A 17,576-nucleotide genomic window follows, 5' to 3' on the forward strand; every position below is an offset into this window, starting at 1 on the left:
ACGCTTACAACCGGATCAGGGGACGAAGCTTTCGGGCGATTATTACCGCTGCAATCATTTTAACCACAGCACCGGCAAGAAAGGGGTACATGCCCGCAGCCAGGGCCTTGCTCCAGGAGATGGCCAGCACCCATTTCAGCCAGGGGACACCGAACAGGTAAATCACCGCCATTCCGGTAATGGTGGCCACACTATCCCGGATCAGGCTATTTTTAGTGCGACCGGATATGACAGAGGTAAGGAAAGCGGCCGGCAGATAAGAGAGAAGATATCCGCCGGTGGGGCCGACCACTTTTCCAATACCCGAAGTGCCGCCGGCAAATACCGGCAGTCCGGCAAATCCCATGAGCAGATAAACCGCCACGCACCCGGCAGCCCAGGCCGGCGGCAGGATCAAACCCGCCAGGAGGACAAACATGTTTTGAAGTACAATGGGGACAGGGCCCACAGGTATGGCAATCAATGCGCCAATACTGATCAGGGCGATAAAAAGGGCTGAATATACAATCGGTTTTAAAGAAACATCCATATGTTTACCATTCATCTCAGGTTATTTTTCAGGCGTGAAAACAATCGCCATAAATAATTTTTCGGGTGATGCCGTCCCGGCCTTGGACAATGAGGGCACCGGAGTCATCCACATCCAGGGCCTTGCCCTCATACACCCGGTCATGGGTTTGAACCCTGACATCGCTGCCGATGGTGCCGGTCCGTTCCTTCCACCGGCTGATGATCCGGGCCGGATCAACGCTCGAAATCCTGGATTCAAACAGATCCAGGAAACGGATCAGGATCTGTTTTCTGGACACAGATTTTCCCAGGGCTGTTTTCAGGGAAATGGCCTGGTATTGATTTGATTCAGGTTCATTGTTCACATTAAGGCCGATGCCCAGAAACAGGAAATTAACCATATCGGCCCGGGTTTCCATTTCCGCCAGCAATCCGGAGAGCTTGCGGCCCTTGAGAAGCAGGTCATTGGGCCATTTGACACGGACATCCAGGTCAAATAAGCCGGCCAGAACTTCGGCCATGCAGGCCGAAGCGGCAAAATTCATGGTCCAGGCCAGGGGCGGCGGCAAATCCGGTTTAAGGATCAGGGTAAACCAAAGCCCGCCCCGGGCAGAGGCCCAGGGCCTGTTCAGTCTGCCCCTGGAGGCTGTCTGGACTTCGGCAATGACGCAACCGGCATGCTGGAGACCTTGCCGGGCTATCTTTCGGGCCTGGTCCATGGTAGAGTCAAGTTCCGGGAAATGGAAGATTTTCTCCTGAAGGTGCGTTGGGAAACAAAACGGGTACAGCAGGTTGCCGGTGTCCTGAAGTTGATAGCCCGTTGGCAGGCCCTTAATATCCACGCCCGCCTGCTTTAATGCCTTAATATGTTTCCAGACCGCAACCCGGGAAATTCCGGTTGCTTCACTGATTTTGACCCCGGAAACAGGTTCACCATTCGACCGGTACAAAACCTCAAGGATCGTTTGCCTTTTATCCGGCAATATCTGGTTAACTTTCATAAGGGATGATGGTTAACAAGAATCGGATCCCGGGTCAAGCAAAATCTTTCCTTCAAACGCGAAGAGCCATGGGCGGATATGGTCTAAGCGCTTGTTTGGCAATTAACCGGCTGGACATTGATTTATCCAGTTTTTTCAAAATGTATTTTTTCTTGACGTATAAGTACCCCGGACTTATGCTTACCCCTTAATGGTTCAGGTTATTTGCACAAGCTCACTTGAAAATAAGGCTTTTGATGGACATACCCAAAATAGTCAGCCCGGACGGTTATATTGATACCATTGCCCTTCATGCGTCCGGAGAAGAGCAGATGGATGTTCGGTTTTTGTTCCCCAAAGTGTCGGATTATATTGTATCCTCTTTAAAGGAGGGCAAACCCTGGTTTTTTTCCGGCAGAAGCGGCAATGCCCAGATGGGTCTTTTGACCGACACCCACATGCGCGGTGAAACCCCGCCGACACCGGAGATTGACGGTTCAAAGATTCTGCTTTCCGGTATAATCCGAAATCTGAACCCCCTTTTGACCAACGCCCTTGATTTGTTTGAGACCGGGGATGAAATCGGGCGGCTGGTCGTTATGGATCCGGAACTGCGTATCCGGGATGTTCGCCATTATCTTCACAAACGGCTTTTTGTGGGCAACCGGGTGGGCAAGGGGTATTATGAAGGGTTTGATATCCGTCAGGAAATCGATGCTTCAACCGGAAAAACTTGCGATTATATTGAGGTGGCGCTCTCCTCTTTCCAATATTGTTTTGAACCCGAAGCCATGATCCGATCCAGTATTGACGCGGTAATTAAGAAGGGGCGAAGCGCCCTGAATGCCATTCGCTCCAGGGTGCCCATGGATCCGGATCATACCCTTCTAAATCCGGGTGCGCTTTTTGTGGGGGCCATCAAGATCTCTTTGGGTGACATTTACGGAATCATTGATGCCGTAGTCACCCCGGAAAAAGATGATATTATCCATCTGCCTGCCAGGGTGCTGGATCCTTTTCGCACCTTCAGGAACCGGCAGGTGGAACTGTATCATTTTGGGAAAACCCCGATACCCTTGAGTGATATTCGTATCCGCATTCGGTTTTTCAGAAGTCAAAACCCCTTGACCGTCCCCCTGGAAAAGGCCAGGGTAAAGGAAGGGTACCGGCTGTGCGATCTGCTTACCCATGCCGAGGTATCCAATCTGTTCGATATTCTGGATGAAAAAGCCATGGGCCTGATCCTGTACAAGGGTAATTTCATCCAGGTGCCCCGGGCCATGGATACCAAAGGGGAAGCCCAACTGGAGATTATTAAAAACTGTCTGGCCAAAAGTACCCAGCGCCGCCATGAACCCACCATTCCCGAAACCCTGGGTGACAGGCTCAAGGAGACTCTTGGCAAGCTGTCCGTTCTGGGCGGGGTCAATTCCCGGGTATTTATCGGCCGGGATTTTCCGGAGCGGGAAGTGGTGGATGCGCTGAGAAGAACCGGGTTATGCACATTTCTTATCAATGCGGAAAATCCGTGTTTCGCCGATGACGAGATACGGCACATGATCTCTTTGACCCATGCCGGTCACGACAGGTGCGAATTCATGCGGTACGATCCTGTGATCGACAAACTATATTCATTTTACCACGGGTGCTTCATGGAACCTGACGACTGGGAGCGCTTTGATCGGGTAAGGTTCTGGTTTGCCTTTTACGGGTCACATGCCAAAGCTGTGGATAACGGCCTGACCATTGATTTGATTAATCGCCTGGCCCTGCGTTTAGGTGATGAGATGGGCATTGTGCACGGTGGGGGCCCCGGTCTAATGAAGGAAGCCAATGATTTGGCCCGCCGGCACAATATCATGAGTGTGGGCATCGCCATTGAGCTTGAAGGCGAGGAACAGGCCTCTTTAACCACCTGTGACGGGTTGATTAAATATAATGAAGGCCTGCGACTTGCCCGCCAGGATCATCTGCAGAAATTGAGCAACCTGCCCGTTATCAATACCGGTGGGTACGGCAGTGCCGAAGAGTTGAGCATCACCATCACATCCATGAAACTTCATGAAAATCCTCTGGCCCCCATTATCCTTCTGGACCCGGATAATTTATGGGACAATGCCAGAAAGCAGACCCAGAAAATCGCAGATAAAAAATACGGGCCCGCATTCACGCCCCATCTTGTGAAGTCCTGTAAGAATGCAGACCAGGCTGAAACCCATCTGATTGAATTTTTATCAGATCCTGATCTCTGGTATGAGAAGAATAAAATACCGGCCCAAAGTGTGGAAAAGGCAAGGATCAAGGCAGCAAGGATTCGCCAGTCCTTTTTGTGCATTGATAATGTGGAGGTGTTTTGCACACCCAGTCCGCGACTTTCTTCCGTAGATGGGCATTAATACTAGTAAAGGAAAATATTTTGTTGACCCTAATGAAAAAGATCATTACACTCGGAATGTGTTTCAGGCGCCTTGCTGTTTTTATGCTGGGATTTTTCATATTTTCAGCCGGTGTTTCTTCGGGGCATGCAGAATCGGTATGCGAACACGTTACTTTAGCCTGGTTACAAACCCAGGTCACTATACCCAAAGATGCGGAACTGGTATTTAAAAAAGAGCAGGGCGTTCTTTGTGAAGCCGTACTCTCCATTAACGGCGGTCTTGCGCCGGTATACGCGGGCAAGGATTTCATTGTGGCCGGCCAGATGTATAAAAACGGTGTATCCATCACACGGATGACCATGTCCAGCCTCTCTGAGGTTGCTGATGCAGAAAGAAAAAAAGCCAAGGAGAAAGAGGCAAAGGATGTGGAGATGCGTAAATCGTTTTTTAAACTCCATGCCGCAGAGCTGGCAGAACTGGTTTCTTTGAGCTTTGCGCCGGGAGGCGTGTCTGATAAATTCATCTATGTTATTTCAGATCCGGCCTGCAGCCACTGCAAGGCGCTTCTTGACGGCTTAGAAGAAGTTGCAGCAGAAGCGGATCTTGCCCTGAAACTGGTCATATATCCGGTTTTGGGAGAAAACAGCAAAGCCATGACTGCCCATGTCATCTGCGAACAACTTGGCTATGGTGCATATAAAACCATGAAAAAAATTGGCCCGGCAAAGGGCTGTGAAAAGGCGAACCAACGTGTAAACAAAACGTTTGATCTGCTCAATAAAGCTGATATCTCTTTCGTGCCCCTGGTGGTGGCCCATGACGGTTCCTGGGTGGTGGAAGGCAATGATATCTGCAGCGTCCGTGAGTACCTTGGACTGGATCCGGGTACCGGCGAAAAAGGCGGTGGCTGCAAAAAGGACCAGGAAGATTGATTTTGGGGGTTAATCTTATTATAAGTGGGGAAGTGTATCATGGAAAACCAGAAAAGTTATCCGGGTAAGGCTCCGGAAAGCAATGACCAGCCAGCCACAGATCTTAACGAAGATATCAAACATCACATCATGACAACCATGGGGAATGATTTTTATCCCCCCAGGAAAGACACTTATTACAAGGGGTTGGCCTACAGTGTCCGTGACCGGTTGGTGAAAAGGTGGCTCAACTCCCAGCGTTCTTTCTACGATAGAAGTGCAAAACGGGTCTATTATCTTTCCCTGGAGTTTTTGCCCGGCCGTTTTTTAATGAATTATGTCACCAATATGCAATTGAACAAAGCGTGCGAAAAAACCCTGGAAGAAACCGGTTTTACCATGGAGGAGATTGAGGAGCAGGAGTGGGATGCAGGCCTTGGCAACGGGGGCTTGGGTAGGCTTGCGTCGTGCTACATGGACTCCATGGCATCTTTGAATATCCCGGCATATGGCTATGGTATCATGTATGATTACGGCATATTTTATCAAACCATTGTGAACGGGTATCAGGTTGAACAATGCGATAACTGGGTGCGATGGGGCAATCCTTGGGAATTTAAGCGCCGGGGATTTTTATACAATGTTCAGTTTTACGGCAGGTCTGAACTCTATAAAAACAGTTCGGGCAAGCTTTGTTACCGGTGGGTGGATACGTTAGACATTAATGCCATGGCCTGTGATATTCTTATTCCGGGTTACGGTACCCAGAATGTGAACAACATGCGGCTGTGGGCAGCCATGTCCAGCCAGGAGTTTTCTTTGGAGGAGTTTAATCAGGGCGACTATATTGGCGCAATGGAGAGCAAGGTGCTCACGGAAAATATATCCAAGGTGCTTTATCCCAGTGATGAGAAAGATGTGGGCAAGGAACTTCGCCTCAAACAGCAGTATTTCTTTGTGGCGGCCACCTTCCAGGATATTGTGCGCAGGTTTAAAAAGCACAACCCGGATTTCAAATTATTGCCAGACCGGGTTGCGGTTCAGCTCAACGACACCCATCCTGCCATTGCCATTCCCGAACTCATGCGTCTGTTGCTCGATGAGGAAGATCTTGAATGGGAAACTGCCTGGGAAATTTCAGTAAAAACGTTTGCCTATACCAACCACACAGTGCTTCCAGAAGCCCTGGAGTCCTGGCCGGTCCGCCTTATTTCAAAGTTGCTGCCCCGTCATATGGAGATCATTTACGAGATAAACAGACGGTTTTTAAACATGGTCGAAAAACAGTATCCGAACAACCCCCAGTTATTACACCGTATCTCCATAATTGAAGACGGCCCGGAACAAAGGGTGCGTATGGCCCATCTGGCCATTGTGGGGAGCCACACGGTCAACGGCGTGGCCGCCCTTCATTCCAGGATTCTCAAAGATAAATTATTTCACGATTTTAACATTATTTTTCCCGGGAAAATTATCAATGTTACCAACGGCGTGACCCCTCGACGGTGGGTACTCCAGGTAAACCCGGCTTTATCATCCCTTATCACCGACACCATTGGATCAGACTGGATTACCGATCTTGACCAACTTAAAAAACTTATTCCCCATGCAGACAATCCTGCTTTTCGTGAAAAATGGCGTCAGGTAAAATTGGCGAATAAAGCGCGTTTGGTAAAATATATCAAACGGAAAGTGGGCATGGATGTAAACCCTGATACGCTGTTTGACGTTCATGTGAAGCGGATTCACGAATACAAACGTCAGCTGTTGAATATTTTCCATGTCATCACCCTGTATAACCGGATAAAAAAGGATCCTTCCAAAGAGATTGTGCCAAGGACGGTTATTTTTGCCGGCAAGGCGGCTCCTGCTTATGTCCAGGCAAAACTGATTATCAAGCTGATCAATTCCGTTGCGGATCTTGTGAATAATGATCCGGATGTTAACCATAAGCTTGAGGTTGTTTTTTTACCGAATTATTGTGTTTCCCAGGCTGAGAAGATCATACCCGCAACCGATCTGTCTGAGCAGATTTCAACGGCGGGACTTGAAGCGTCAGGTACGGGAAATATGAAATTTGCCTTAAACGGGGCGCTGACCATCGGCACCCTTGACGGAGCCAACATCGAGATCATGGAAGAGGTGGGTGAAGACAATATCTTTATTTTTGGTCTGACCGCCAAAGAGGTGGAAAAAAAGAGGGCTCAAGGATACAACCCCTGGGACTATTACAGTAGGGATGAAGAGCTGCGAACCACGCTGGACATGGTCAGGCTGAATCATTTTATTCCGGGAGAGCCCAATCTTTTTCTGCCCATCTGGGATTCGCTGATGGCCCTTGGAGATCGCTATCTTGTCCTTGCTGATTTTCGCGCCTTTATCCAGGCCCAGGATAGGGTCCGCACCCTTTATCAGGATCAGGAGCAGTGGACCCGATGTTCCATTTTAAATACGGCAAATATGGGAAAATTCTCCAGCGACAGAGCTGTCAGGGAGTATGCCCGGGATATCTGGAAAATTGAATCTTGTAAATAGTCTCCATCCAGAAATAGGGGTGTGTCCCACCTTTTACATAATGTGATTATTTGATTTGACAACTCAGGCTCAAAATTAAGCCGTAATCGAATTTTATGAAAATTTGATTGCTTTTTTCACTCTTGAGGCATATATAACGTCCGTAGGGTTTCTGGGCGAAATTAGAACCAAACCCGAAACTAAATAGTTTAAAATTACAATAAATTTGATTCCTTTGTTGTATACAGCAGCATTTCCCCAATGTAATCGACAGGGCGAAGCTGTCTTCCAACCAGGAACACTCATCCTTCTCGGATTAGGCCTGTGCATCTCTGTGACAGGCTTTGGATATAATGCCCGTCGACTGGCGCAATAATTGAGATTCAGGCTTCAGGAACTGAAATGAGAAAACTCCTTGTCACAGGCGGTGCCGGTTTCATCGGCACCAACTTCGTATATTACTGGCTCAACAAATACCCGGAAGACCACATCGTGGTTTTGGACGCCCTGACTTACGCCGGCAACAGGGTCAACCTGATACGCGCTGAGAAAAATCCAAAATTTAAATTTGTCCACGGCAACATTCTGGATCAACCCCTTGTGGAGACCCTGCTTAAAGATCACAACATTGACACGATTGTCCATTTTGCAGCAGAGTCCCATGTAGACCGATCCATCCACGGCCCGGATGAATTTATCAACACCAATATTGTCGGCACTCACACCCTGCTCAAAGCCGCCAAAAAGATCTGGCTGGACTCGGGCAGTAAACCCCACAGGTTCCACCATATTTCAACAGACGAGGTGTATGGCACATTAGGGCCTGATCACCCGCCTTTTACAGAGTTAACCCCCTATGCACCAAACTCACCCTATGCAGCCAGCAAGGCATCCTCTGACCATTTGGTCCGGGCATACCACGAAACCTACGGCCTTGATACCACCATCAGCAACTGCTCCAACAACTATGGCCCCTTTCAGTTCCCGGAAAAACTGATCCCCCTTGTGATTATCAATATCCTGTTTAATAAACCCCTGCCAATATATGGTGACGGCAAACAGATCCGGGACTGGCTTTATGTAGACGACCACAACCGGGGTGTGGACCTGATATTGAGAAAAGGGAGACCCGGACAGACCTATAATATCGGCGGCACCAATGAATGGGCAAATATTGATATTGTGCATCTAATCTGCGACCTGTTGCTGGAACAATTTTCCAGCGATAAAAGCCTGTCTGAACGATTTGCCAAATCTGCGGCAGCACAGGCAAAACATCCAGCCACCTTGGTCTCCCACGTGAAAGACAGGGCAGGGCATGACCGGCGGTATGCCATCAATGCCGACAAGATCAAGGATGATCTTGGATTCATACCCGAAGAATCCTTTGAAACCGGCATCCGCAAAACCCTTACGTGGTTCCTGGAGCATCAACCATGGTGGAAGCAACTGCTGAATGAGTCATATAAAGACTGGATTACGACAAATTATTCTTGAACCAATGCCCAGCCGTCGATGCTTGGTCCGGCTTCCCTTAACCCCTTGATGTTTTGAAAAAAGGCGATGAAGTGAATAAAAGGGAAATGAAAAAACTGCCCATTGGAATTTCAACGTTTTTTGAAATGATTAATGGAAACGCCTATTATGTGGACAAAAGCCAATATGTCCAATATCTGTGTGATTCCGGGAAGTACTATTTCTTCTCCCGTCCGCGTCGGTTTGGAAAAAGTCTTTTTGTCGATACCTTAAAATGCGCTTTTGAAGGGCAAAAGGACCTGTTCAAAGGCCTTTATCTTGAAAAGAATTGGGATTGGAAAGATACTTATCCCGTTATTTCAATTAGTTTTGCCGGTGGGCGTTTCTCCGACATTCAACATCTGAATGACTTTTTTGAGGAGATTCTTACCGCTAATGCCCATCACGCCGGGGTGAATATATCAGGTTTGACGATCAACGGCCGATTCAAGAATTTGATTACAGCAACCTTTGAAAAGACCGGCAAATCCGTTGTGATCCTAGTGGATGAATATGACAAACCTATCCTGGATCATATAGAAAACCCATCCAAAGCCGAAGAGATGCGAGACGGTCTTAAAAATTTCTATTCTGTCATCAAAGACAGCGACCGGTATATTCGGTTCTGCTTCATTACCGGGGTGAGCAAATTCAGCCGAGTCAGTATTTTCAGTGATCTGAACAATCTTGAAGATATCAGTCTCCAGCCTGAAATGGGGGCGCTTTGCGGCTATACGGAAAAGGAATTGACCGCGACCTTCCGCGAACGTCTTGACGGGGTGGATATAGACACGCTGCGGGAATGGTACAATGGGTACTCCTTTTTGGGAAAAGAAAGGGTTTACAATCCCTTTGATGTGCTGTTATTCCTGAAAAAGAGACAGTATGGCAACTACTGGTTTGAAAGCGCTACCCCCAGTTTTCTAATCAAACTCCTGTACCAAAACAAGGTGTACATTCCGGATCTATCACATATTGAGATAGACCAGGGCCTGCTTTCCGGGTTTGACCTTGCTCGTCTGCTTCCGGAGGCGGTACTGTTCCAATCAGGGTATCTGACGGTAAAATCAGTGGAAACACTGGCCCCGGGGCAGAGGATTTTCACATTGGATTATCCCAACCAGGAGGTGCGTGTCAGTCTAAATATGCATCTTCTGGATTATTTCACGTCCGGTGGTGCTGTAACCGGCAGTCTGCGGTTGAAGATGTCAAAAGCACTGAAATTAAGGGAAATGGATAAGATACAAGTTTTGATTCAGTCTCTTTTTTCATCCATTCCCTGGGAATGGTACAGCGCCGGTGATCTGGACCGGTATGAAGGTTACTACGCCTCGGTTCTTTACGCGTTTCTGGCCTCTCTCGGGCTTGACCTTCATCCCGAGGAAAGCTCCAGCCATGGCCGTGCCGACCTGGTACTCAAAACAGATCAGACAGTATATGTAATGGAGTTCAAAGTCGTGGAAATCCTGGGGGACGGCAAAAAAGCCATAGATCAGATCCGGGAAAAAAGATACCATGATGCATATGTCCAGGCAGGAAAGGATGTGATTCTGGTGGGCATCGACTTTTCAAGAAAAGAGCGCAACATCGTGGGATTCGCCTTTGAAGCGGCTTGATTTTTTTTGAATTATAAAGCCCCCATTTCGGGTGCTAATGTGATCATTGCAGATTGAAACACGGAGGGCTGAATGAATAAAAAACCTTATTTTATAAGAGCGGAATGGGATGACGAGGCAGATGTATGGGTGGCAAGCAGTGAGGATGTCCTCGGCCTTGCAACTGAAAGTGCAACATTGGAAGGATTGATTGAAAAATTGAAAGTCATGATACCCGAGCTGCTGGAGGCCAATGGTGAGGATGTGGAACAGGAAATTCCATTTGTCGTGGATAATGCTATAAAATCAAGGCATACGGCAAACGCAGTCCTCAAACAAGCCGGTTTGCCAAAACAATTTTAATCTTATCCTGATAAGGTGGTAACCATTTTAACGATAATGCCCCCAAAGATCACTCACATTGGCGCTAAAGCGTGCGTAACCGGTTCCTGTCATCTGGTTCAGACAAACCCTGACGACGACGGCAGCAGCGTAAATATCCTGGTGGACTGCGGCAATGCCCAGGGCAGCGACCCGGAACCACCCTTTGATCAATTTCCGGTGCCGCCGAAAAAGATTCACTACCTCTTTCTCACCCATGCCCATATTGACCACATCGGCAGGGTACCGGATCTTATAGATGCCGGATTCAATGGGGAAATTATCTGTACTCATGCCACCAAAGCCCTGCTGCTGCCCATGCTTCACGATGCCATGTCTTTTACCGGCAGGAACCCTGAAGCGATCCGGTATCTTGAACAGACCATTGATGATCTGAGCTGGGGATTTGAGCTGCATGAAGAATTTGTTCTTGATCAGGGGATTTCATTTAAGCTTGGCAATGCAGGGCACATTTTAGGTTCCTGCTTTATCCGGTTTACCTTTCCCCTGAACACCGGAAACAACTACACTGTAATCTTTTCAGGAGATCTGGGATGTACTGACACCCCTATACTGCCGGACCCGGACCAACCGGAATCCTGCGACCTGCTTATTTTGGAATCCACTTACGGCGACCGGAACCATACCGGCAGAAAAGAGCGTATCCAATCCCTGACCCAGATCCTGGACAAAGCCCTGAGGGATAACGGAATTGTTTATATCCCTGCGTTTGCCCTGGGCCGCACCCAGGAGCTTATTTATGAACTGGACCGTATCAAAACAAAGGTGCCCGTGTTTATCGATTCTCCCCTGGGCCTTAAAATCACAGAAATTTATACCGGCCTGCAGAGTTTCTGGGACAAGGAAGCAAAAGCTCTTAAAGCTGCCGGAGATCATCCCCTGGATTTTAAAAACCTCTACTCAGTGGAAAACTTTCGGGATCACAGAAAACTTATGGAGATCAAGGGGCCTGCCATCATCATTGCAGGTTCGGGCATGTGCACCGGCGGTCGCATTGTAGACCACCTGGATCAGGGTCTGGATAACCCGAAAAACGATATCCTGTTTGTGGGATACCAGGCCAAGGGTACGCCGGGTCGCCGTATGATAGAAGGCAAAATTCCGGTAAAAGCCGCCATCCACACCTTGTCCGGTTATTCGGCACATGCCGACCAGGCCATGTTGATCAACTGGGTAAAATCCATGCCCGAACCACCAAAGAAAATCACCCTGGTACACGGCGACCCCCATGCCCGCAGGGCCTTGGCCAATGCATTACAAAGGCATTTGGGGGCCGGTTGATGACAGATGGCTACATGGCATATCGAAAACCGTTGTAAGACGCCATGAGGCCATCAATGAAGATGTGTTGTTAACTGATTCAGAGTAGTATCAACCGCTGAAACGATTATACAAAGCTGTGCCTTTGTGATATTTTACAGAAAATAAGACACTGAAAAGGAGGGCACAATGCTTCGTGAAATAATTAACCCCAAAAGCAATCAAATAGTCATTACGCTACCACCAGAGTTGGTTAACCAAGAACTTGAACTGTTAATTTTTCCAACTAAAAAAAATAAAAAATATGATACAAAAAAACTGATGGAATGTGTTTTTAAAAATGCAGAAACAACTGACGTCGAAGACAGTATCAATATAAACGATTTAATGAACGAAATGAATGATGCATTATCTTGATACGAATCTCCTTCAAAATTAAAAATACCCAAAGCACAAATTGAGAATACTTATTCACTATTCCAGAAATTTTGCCGGTACGAAATTGACTGTACAATCATGGATAATGTTTACTCTGTCGTTGCTGAACTGGAATACGGCAAGAACATCAATGATGTAATTCACCTGAAATTTGCCGAAAGATACTGTGAAAAGCTGATCACATTTGACAAAGATTTTAAACGTCTGTCACCGTTTTCTAAGATTTCTATTGAAGTTATCGCCTAAACCCTGCTTTCGAACTATACGCCGAAACATTTAACGTACACCAAATAGAACTTAACTGATAAAATATGCCGGAAGGGAACACATGATTTTGTTTGCGGGGCTGCCACACTACAAGATGGACCATTCATGAGAACAACTGATTCAGAGTACTGTTAATTTTTCCAAATCGTGGGATTTGCCTTTGAAGCGGTTTGATCTTGTTTGATGAAAAGATCAATTAGTAACAAAATTACATGAGGAACCGTCATGCCCCAAATTGATCGTAATCTAATCAAACGAATTGAAGCTCATAAAGATATTATAAAAGAAAAATTCTTTGTTGAGTCAATGTCAATTTTCGGCTCCATATCAAAAGGAACAGCAAAATCCGATAGTGACATTGATATATTAATCAGATTTAAAACCACACCAGGCCTTTTTGGATTCATTGATTTAAAACAATATCTGGAAGTTATTGTTGGACGCCCGGTCGATCTTGTAACAGAAAATGCCTTAAAAAAACAACTCCGCGATGATATTTTAAGGGATGCTGTGCATGTCGCATAGAAGTTGGCAATTTTGATTTGAAAATAATGGGAAAAAAGAAATACATATTTTTTTATGACAACGGGATGTGGTTGGGATATTGGGAAGATTTTCCAGACTACATGACCCAGGGTGTCACTCTGGAAGAACTTCAGACAAACTTAAAGGATATTTACCAGGATTTGACCGGGGGGAACTATTCCCTGCGTACGCCATGTGGGTGAAATGGAAGTTGCATGAACCGGAAGGATCTAATCCGGGATATTAAACGCATGGGGTGTATATTGATTCGACATGGCGGAAAACATGACTGGTATCAAAATCCGGTTACAAAAGCATCTTAACCGGTTCCAAATCATGGGTCGTATTATAATGGCACTCGTTATAGTTGTCAATGCGGATGTCAATCCCCCCGTCTTTGCTTTGGCCGCTGGCCAAAGGGAGCGCGGTAAGCGGGGAGTTGAAAACTCTGACATGAAAGATGGAAGTTTGCCTAAAAAAAGTTGGATTCAATATGACTATCCAACTTGGCGCAAAGCGCAAGGCTTTTGTTTTTGGTGATGTCGGAAACCGAAATCTCTAAAAATTTCAAACAATAAGCGTGATCTGCGGCTATAACAGAAAAAAGTGGTAATTAAGTATGGTGTCCACGGAATTTCCAAAACAGGACTATTTGGCTATAATAACAGCCTATTTACCGCGCAGGCAGGATTGGGAAAACGATTATAAAACAAGGAAGAAATCATGAAATGTATGCATTGCCAGGGAACAATGGTTAAAGGTGTGGCCCCTTTCCACATTGATAAAAAAGGCTACCATTTGACATTGGATGAAGTCCCAGCCTGGATATGTCAACAATGTGGTGAATTTTATTTTGATGAGCCCCAGGTTGATTCTATCCAGGAGATCATCAGAAAGCTAGAAGATGGTACGGAGAGGCTTTCTGATGTGGCATAATGTAAATTAATAAATAATAGTCAACTACCCCCTCCTGAATCACAGATTCAGAAGGGGCTTGTAAAAGCCCGAGTTGACTAGCCTGAGTCCTTGTTATCGGGGACTACGTTCGGCAGGATGTAGATACCTTTGGATATATTCGCCAGTCCAAAGCACTATCGTGGCTCTGTAAAAGCCCTGTGAGGTAGGGGCGGTCAACCATATTGCGAAGCCTGCTGAACATTGGCGAGGCGAATCTTACCCCTCTTCGGAGGGCGTTGGTAACCGAAAGGTTTTTTCATGAAAGTGTACGTCAGATCACAATCCGGTAAATGGCTGATGCCTACGAATCCTGCAAATACCAGGATTCTGCTCAAGAAAGGTAAGGCCAGGGTGATCCAACGGACGCCGTTTGCCATTCAACTGCTTTATGAGACCACAGAGTACGTACAGCCGGTTACTGTCGGTATAGATGACGGCGGTATTCATGTCGGTATCGCTGCGGTATCTCAGGGGAAGTCTGTGTTTCAACAAGAAATCACTCTGAGATCCGATATCAAATCGAAGTTGGACACTCGGAGGCAATACCGGAGATCCCGGAGGCATCGGAAGACCCGGTATCGAAAGTCAAGATTCCTGAACAGAAAGTCATCCATTCCCACATGCAAGGTGTGTGGCGGGAATGCCCCGGCATCTCAAGTTATTTGTCGATCCTGCCTGAATAGAGCGGATGGGGTTCATCAGAAATATGCCGGAATCAAAAAGCGTTCATTTCGAATCCCCCCATCGATCAAGGCAAAGAAAGAGGCGATTGTCCGAGTGGTCAAGCAGGTCCCACTGCCCATTTCCCGGATTGTTCTGGAGGATCTCTATTTCGACTTTCAGGCTATGGAGAACCCGGACATTTCCGGTGAGCAATATCAGCATGGAGATTTGCTCTATCACAAGAATTTCAAGCAGGCGTGTCTGGTGCGGGACAAGTTCAGATGCCGTGTTTGCGGTGCGCAAATAAAACTGCAATGCCATCACATTCGGCCACGAGCAAAGGGCGGGACAGACAAGCTCTCAAATTTGATGACGCTTTGTGACGTTTGCCATGATCGACATCATAAAGAGAGACTGCAACTTCCGAAACAAAAGAGTTCCTTTTATATGTCAGCAGCGCATGTCCAGCAGGGGAAACACTATCTGCAAAGAGAGTTATCAAAGGCAGCACCACTCTCTACGACATTTGGCTATATCACCGGTCATCATCGGAATAGAGCGGGAATCGAAAAATCGCATGTAAACGATGCGGTTGTCATCGCAGACAAAAATGCCATTCCGTTCGACGGGTATATCAAAACCAACCATGTGCAGTCTCGAAAACGCAGTCTGCATGAGGCCACCGCACGAAAGGGAAGAAAAAGCCCGAATCGGACACAAAAACGGAATAACAAGAATGTCTTTACACTAAAAGGATTCACCCGTTGGGATACGGTACAGTACAAGGGACGTGTAGGTTTTATCTCCGGTTTTACCGGCAGTTCATCCTGCCGCATCATCGATATTCATGGGGAATATATCAAAAATCCGGAAAAAAAATATACGCAGGTCAACTTGAGCGAAGTGAGAAAAATACATGGAAACAGATCAACAGTTCGCTACTACGCCAATTCCTCCCCCACCGAATCATAGATTCGGAAGGGGACTCCTTGGCGGAAAAGTTGAAAGGGGCCGGAGCATTTTAATTTCAATGGCTTTGGGACTGTTCATTGCATGCCATAGATCCCAGTCTTGCTGCAGGCCGAGCCAGAAGTCTGCGGACATCCCTAATACACGAGACAGCCTCAGTGCTGTGTCAGGGGTCACTGACCTGCGCCCTTTAATAATTTCGTTTAAACGAGGATATGAAACTCCAAGTCTTTGGGCCAGTTCGGTCTGGGTAATGTTGAGGGGTTTAATAAACTCTTCCAAAAGCATTTCTCCGGGGTGTGTGGGAGGGCGATTTGTTGGAAGTTTCCTTGATATTTTATTAGTGGTAGTCTGTAATTTCGACATCATATGCATGCCCTTCCTCCCAAATAAAACAAACACGGTATTGTTGGTTTATTCGGATGCTAAATTGATTTTCACGATCGCCTTTCAATTGTTCGAGACGATTTCCTGGCGGAATTTGAAGTTCGGTTACGTCTTGTACCCGATTTATTTGGTCCAGTTTCCGAGTTGCACTCGGCCAAATAGATTGTGGACAGATTTTTCTTGCAGCTTTAGAACTAATTCCGTCAAAAATATCCTCTGAACCTTTATTCTTAAAAGACCTTATCATGGGTCGTATTATAATGGCACTCGTTATAGTTGTCAATGCGGATGCCAATCCCCCCGTCTTTGCTTTGGCCGCTGGCCAAAGGGAGCGCAGTAAGCGGGGAGTTGAAAACTCTGACATGAAAGATGGAAGTTTGCCTAAAAAAAGTTGGATTCAATATGACTATCCAACTTGGCGCAAAGCGCAAGGCTTTTGTTTTTGGTGATGTCGGAAAGCGAAATCTCTAAAAAATTCAAACAATAAGCGTGATCTGCGGCTATAACAGAAAAAAGTGCCAATTAAGTATGGTGTCCGTATGCCGTAACAACTGTAGTTCTAACAGGTTAAAGTCCTGAAGGAGGAATTATCCGTACGCCTTCTTAGCACCGGGAAGCAGCGTCTGGGTAACCAGAGGTTGTAAGTTTCTTATGGGCAAAGATGCAGGCCGTAACGAAAGTGAACCTATATGTAGCCTCGTCAACTAATTGAAGATGCCGACCTTTTGGACATCAAGGGAAGGCCGTAGTGCCTGGGAGTAGAAAACGGAAATCCTTTCAGGTGATCTTCCGGGGTAGCAGGGATGGCATGTATCGGAAGAATTGCAGTGCAGTGCGGGAGACCCAATGCGGTTACGGTGAAGGGCCGTTAACTGATGGATATAAGGAGATCCGAAATTCCATGGGGCTGTATTGGGAGTCGGAGGGGTTCATAGTACCGATTGAGGCTGAGGGACAACATAACCCCGGCCAAGGAAAGGGACCCTACTTTGTTCACGTAACTAACGAGCGGAGGATCAGGAGATTGCAATATGCTACTAACTCCGGATAGGATCAGGACGCTTCAGAGGAAGCTCTATTGTAAGGCCAAGCAGGAACCGGATTTTCGTTCTATTCTTTATATGACAAGGTCTACCGGGCTGACATCCTTGGTCATGCCTATCGCCTTGCCCCGGGCAAACAAAGGTGCACCTGGAATAGATGGTGTCAGCTTTAAGTCCATAGAGAAGGATGGAGGAGAAATCAAATTTGTGCAAAAGTTGGAACAGGAACTAAAGGAGAAGCAATATCGCTGTCAACCAGTCC

General features: G+C 46.8%; 18 protein-coding genes and 1 pseudogene. 15 read left to right on the forward strand and 4 right to left on the reverse strand.

Features of this window, described 5'->3' with window-relative positions; translation table 11 throughout:
* Positions 1–4 precede the first annotated feature (4 nt).
* On the reverse strand, positions 5–529 hold the full coding sequence (locus DESPODRAFT_RS16110; RefSeq protein ID WP_004074892.1) for a biotin transporter BioY: 525 nt from the start codon (positions 527–529) through the stop codon (positions 5–7).
* 28 nt (positions 530–557) lie between these two features.
* Entirely contained in the window at positions 558–1,511 is a 954-nt protein-coding gene (locus DESPODRAFT_RS16115) for a biotin--[acetyl-CoA-carboxylase] ligase (RefSeq protein WP_004074894.1), read from the reverse strand.
* Positions 1,512–1,747: 236 nt separating this feature from the next.
* On the opposite strand from DESPODRAFT_RS16115, the gene DESPODRAFT_RS16120 reads away from it, so the two are divergent.
* The 14 genes from DESPODRAFT_RS16120 to DESPODRAFT_RS16180 all read left to right on the forward strand — a co-directional run bounded on the left by DESPODRAFT_RS16120 (position 1,748) and on the right by DESPODRAFT_RS16180 (position 15,887).
* Positions 1,748–3,886, forward strand: coding sequence for an LOG family protein (locus DESPODRAFT_RS16120; protein WP_004074896.1), 2,139 nt, complete (start codon positions 1,748–1,750; stop codon positions 3,884–3,886).
* 32 nt (positions 3,887–3,918) lie between these two features.
* Positions 3,919–4,800: a thioredoxin domain-containing protein gene (locus tag DESPODRAFT_RS16125; protein ID WP_245532082.1), complete on the forward strand. Its 882-nt coding sequence runs from the start codon at positions 3,919–3,921 to the stop codon at positions 4,798–4,800.
* Between the two features lie 39 nt (positions 4,801–4,839).
* Positions 4,840–7,314 (forward strand): glycogen/starch/alpha-glucan phosphorylase, encoded by a 2,475-nt coding sequence (locus tag DESPODRAFT_RS16130; protein WP_004074899.1) that lies wholly within the window; start codon positions 4,840–4,842, stop codon positions 7,312–7,314.
* Between the two features lie 381 nt (positions 7,315–7,695).
* Positions 7,696–8,790, forward strand: coding sequence for a dTDP-glucose 4,6-dehydratase (rfbB, locus tag DESPODRAFT_RS16135; RefSeq protein WP_004074901.1), 1,095 nt, complete (start codon positions 7,696–7,698; stop codon positions 8,788–8,790).
* A gap of 71 nt (positions 8,791–8,861) precedes the next feature.
* Positions 8,862–10,424: a PD-(D/E)XK nuclease domain-containing ATP-binding protein gene (locus tag DESPODRAFT_RS16140; protein WP_083843593.1), complete on the forward strand. Its 1,563-nt coding sequence runs from the start codon at positions 8,862–8,864 to the stop codon at positions 10,422–10,424.
* 72 nt (positions 10,425–10,496) lie between these two features.
* A complete protein-coding gene (locus DESPODRAFT_RS16145) occupies positions 10,497–10,766 on the forward strand; it encodes a DUF1902 domain-containing protein (RefSeq protein WP_004074905.1) in 270 nt (89 codons plus the stop codon).
* Between the two features lie 36 nt (positions 10,767–10,802).
* On the forward strand, positions 10,803–12,086 hold the full coding sequence (locus tag DESPODRAFT_RS16150; RefSeq protein WP_004074907.1) for an MBL fold metallo-hydrolase RNA specificity domain-containing protein: 1,284 nt from the start codon (positions 10,803–10,805) through the stop codon (positions 12,084–12,086).
* A gap of 168 nt (positions 12,087–12,254) precedes the next feature.
* Positions 12,255–12,482: a hypothetical protein gene (locus DESPODRAFT_RS16155; protein ID WP_004074909.1), complete on the forward strand. Its 228-nt coding sequence runs from the start codon at positions 12,255–12,257 to the stop codon at positions 12,480–12,482.
* 84 nt (positions 12,483–12,566) lie between these two features.
* Complete coding sequence (locus tag DESPODRAFT_RS19635) at positions 12,567–12,749, forward strand: PIN domain-containing protein (RefSeq protein ID WP_371905026.1); 183 nt, start codon at positions 12,567–12,569, stop codon at positions 12,747–12,749.
* Between the two features lie 246 nt (positions 12,750–12,995).
* Positions 12,996–13,295 (forward strand): nucleotidyltransferase family protein, encoded by a 300-nt coding sequence (locus tag DESPODRAFT_RS16160; RefSeq protein ID WP_004074913.1) that lies wholly within the window; start codon positions 12,996–12,998, stop codon positions 13,293–13,295.
* Between the two features lie 26 nt (positions 13,296–13,321).
* The gene (locus DESPODRAFT_RS20140; RefSeq protein ID WP_004074915.1) at positions 13,322–13,498 is read left to right on the forward strand and encodes a type II toxin-antitoxin system HicB family antitoxin; all 177 of its coding nucleotides are present in this window, start codon (positions 13,322–13,324) and stop codon (positions 13,496–13,498) included.
* A gap of 82 nt (positions 13,499–13,580) precedes the next feature.
* Positions 13,581–13,835 (forward strand): hypothetical protein, encoded by a 255-nt coding sequence (locus DESPODRAFT_RS20430; RefSeq protein ID WP_040016048.1) that lies wholly within the window; start codon positions 13,581–13,583, stop codon positions 13,833–13,835.
* Between the two features lie 183 nt (positions 13,836–14,018).
* Positions 14,019–14,231, forward strand: a complete 213-nt coding sequence (locus tag DESPODRAFT_RS16175) for a YgiT-type zinc finger protein (protein ID WP_004074917.1) — start codon at positions 14,019–14,021, stop codon at positions 14,229–14,231.
* A 279-nt stretch (positions 14,232–14,510) separates the two neighbouring features.
* A complete protein-coding gene (locus DESPODRAFT_RS16180) occupies positions 14,511–15,887 on the forward strand; it encodes an RRXRR domain-containing protein (RefSeq protein WP_004074919.1) in 1,377 nt (458 codons plus the stop codon).
* Here DESPODRAFT_RS16180 and DESPODRAFT_RS16185 read toward each other — a convergent pair.
* Both DESPODRAFT_RS16185 and DESPODRAFT_RS16190 read right to left on the reverse strand, forming a co-directional pair.
* Positions 15,882–16,259 (reverse strand): HigA family addiction module antitoxin, encoded by a 378-nt coding sequence (locus tag DESPODRAFT_RS16185; protein WP_004074921.1) that lies wholly within the window; start codon positions 16,257–16,259, stop codon positions 15,882–15,884. The genes DESPODRAFT_RS16180 and DESPODRAFT_RS16185 overlap by 6 nt on opposite strands.
* Complete coding sequence (locus DESPODRAFT_RS16190) at positions 16,225–16,635, reverse strand: type II toxin-antitoxin system RelE/ParE family toxin (RefSeq protein ID WP_004074923.1); 411 nt, start codon at positions 16,633–16,635, stop codon at positions 16,225–16,227. The genes DESPODRAFT_RS16185 and DESPODRAFT_RS16190 overlap by 35 nt, the downstream gene beginning before the upstream one ends.
* Before the next feature lie 667 nt (positions 16,636–17,302).
* On the opposite strand from DESPODRAFT_RS16190, the pseudogene DESPODRAFT_RS20435 reads away from it, so the two are divergent.
* Positions 17,303–17,576, forward strand: a pseudogene (locus DESPODRAFT_RS20435) (group II intron reverse transcriptase/maturase); the annotation flags it as partial.

The organism is Desulfobacter postgatei 2ac9 (assembly GCF_000233695.2).
GTDB lineage: Bacteria > Desulfobacterota > Desulfobacteria > Desulfobacterales > Desulfobacteraceae > Desulfobacter > Desulfobacter postgatei.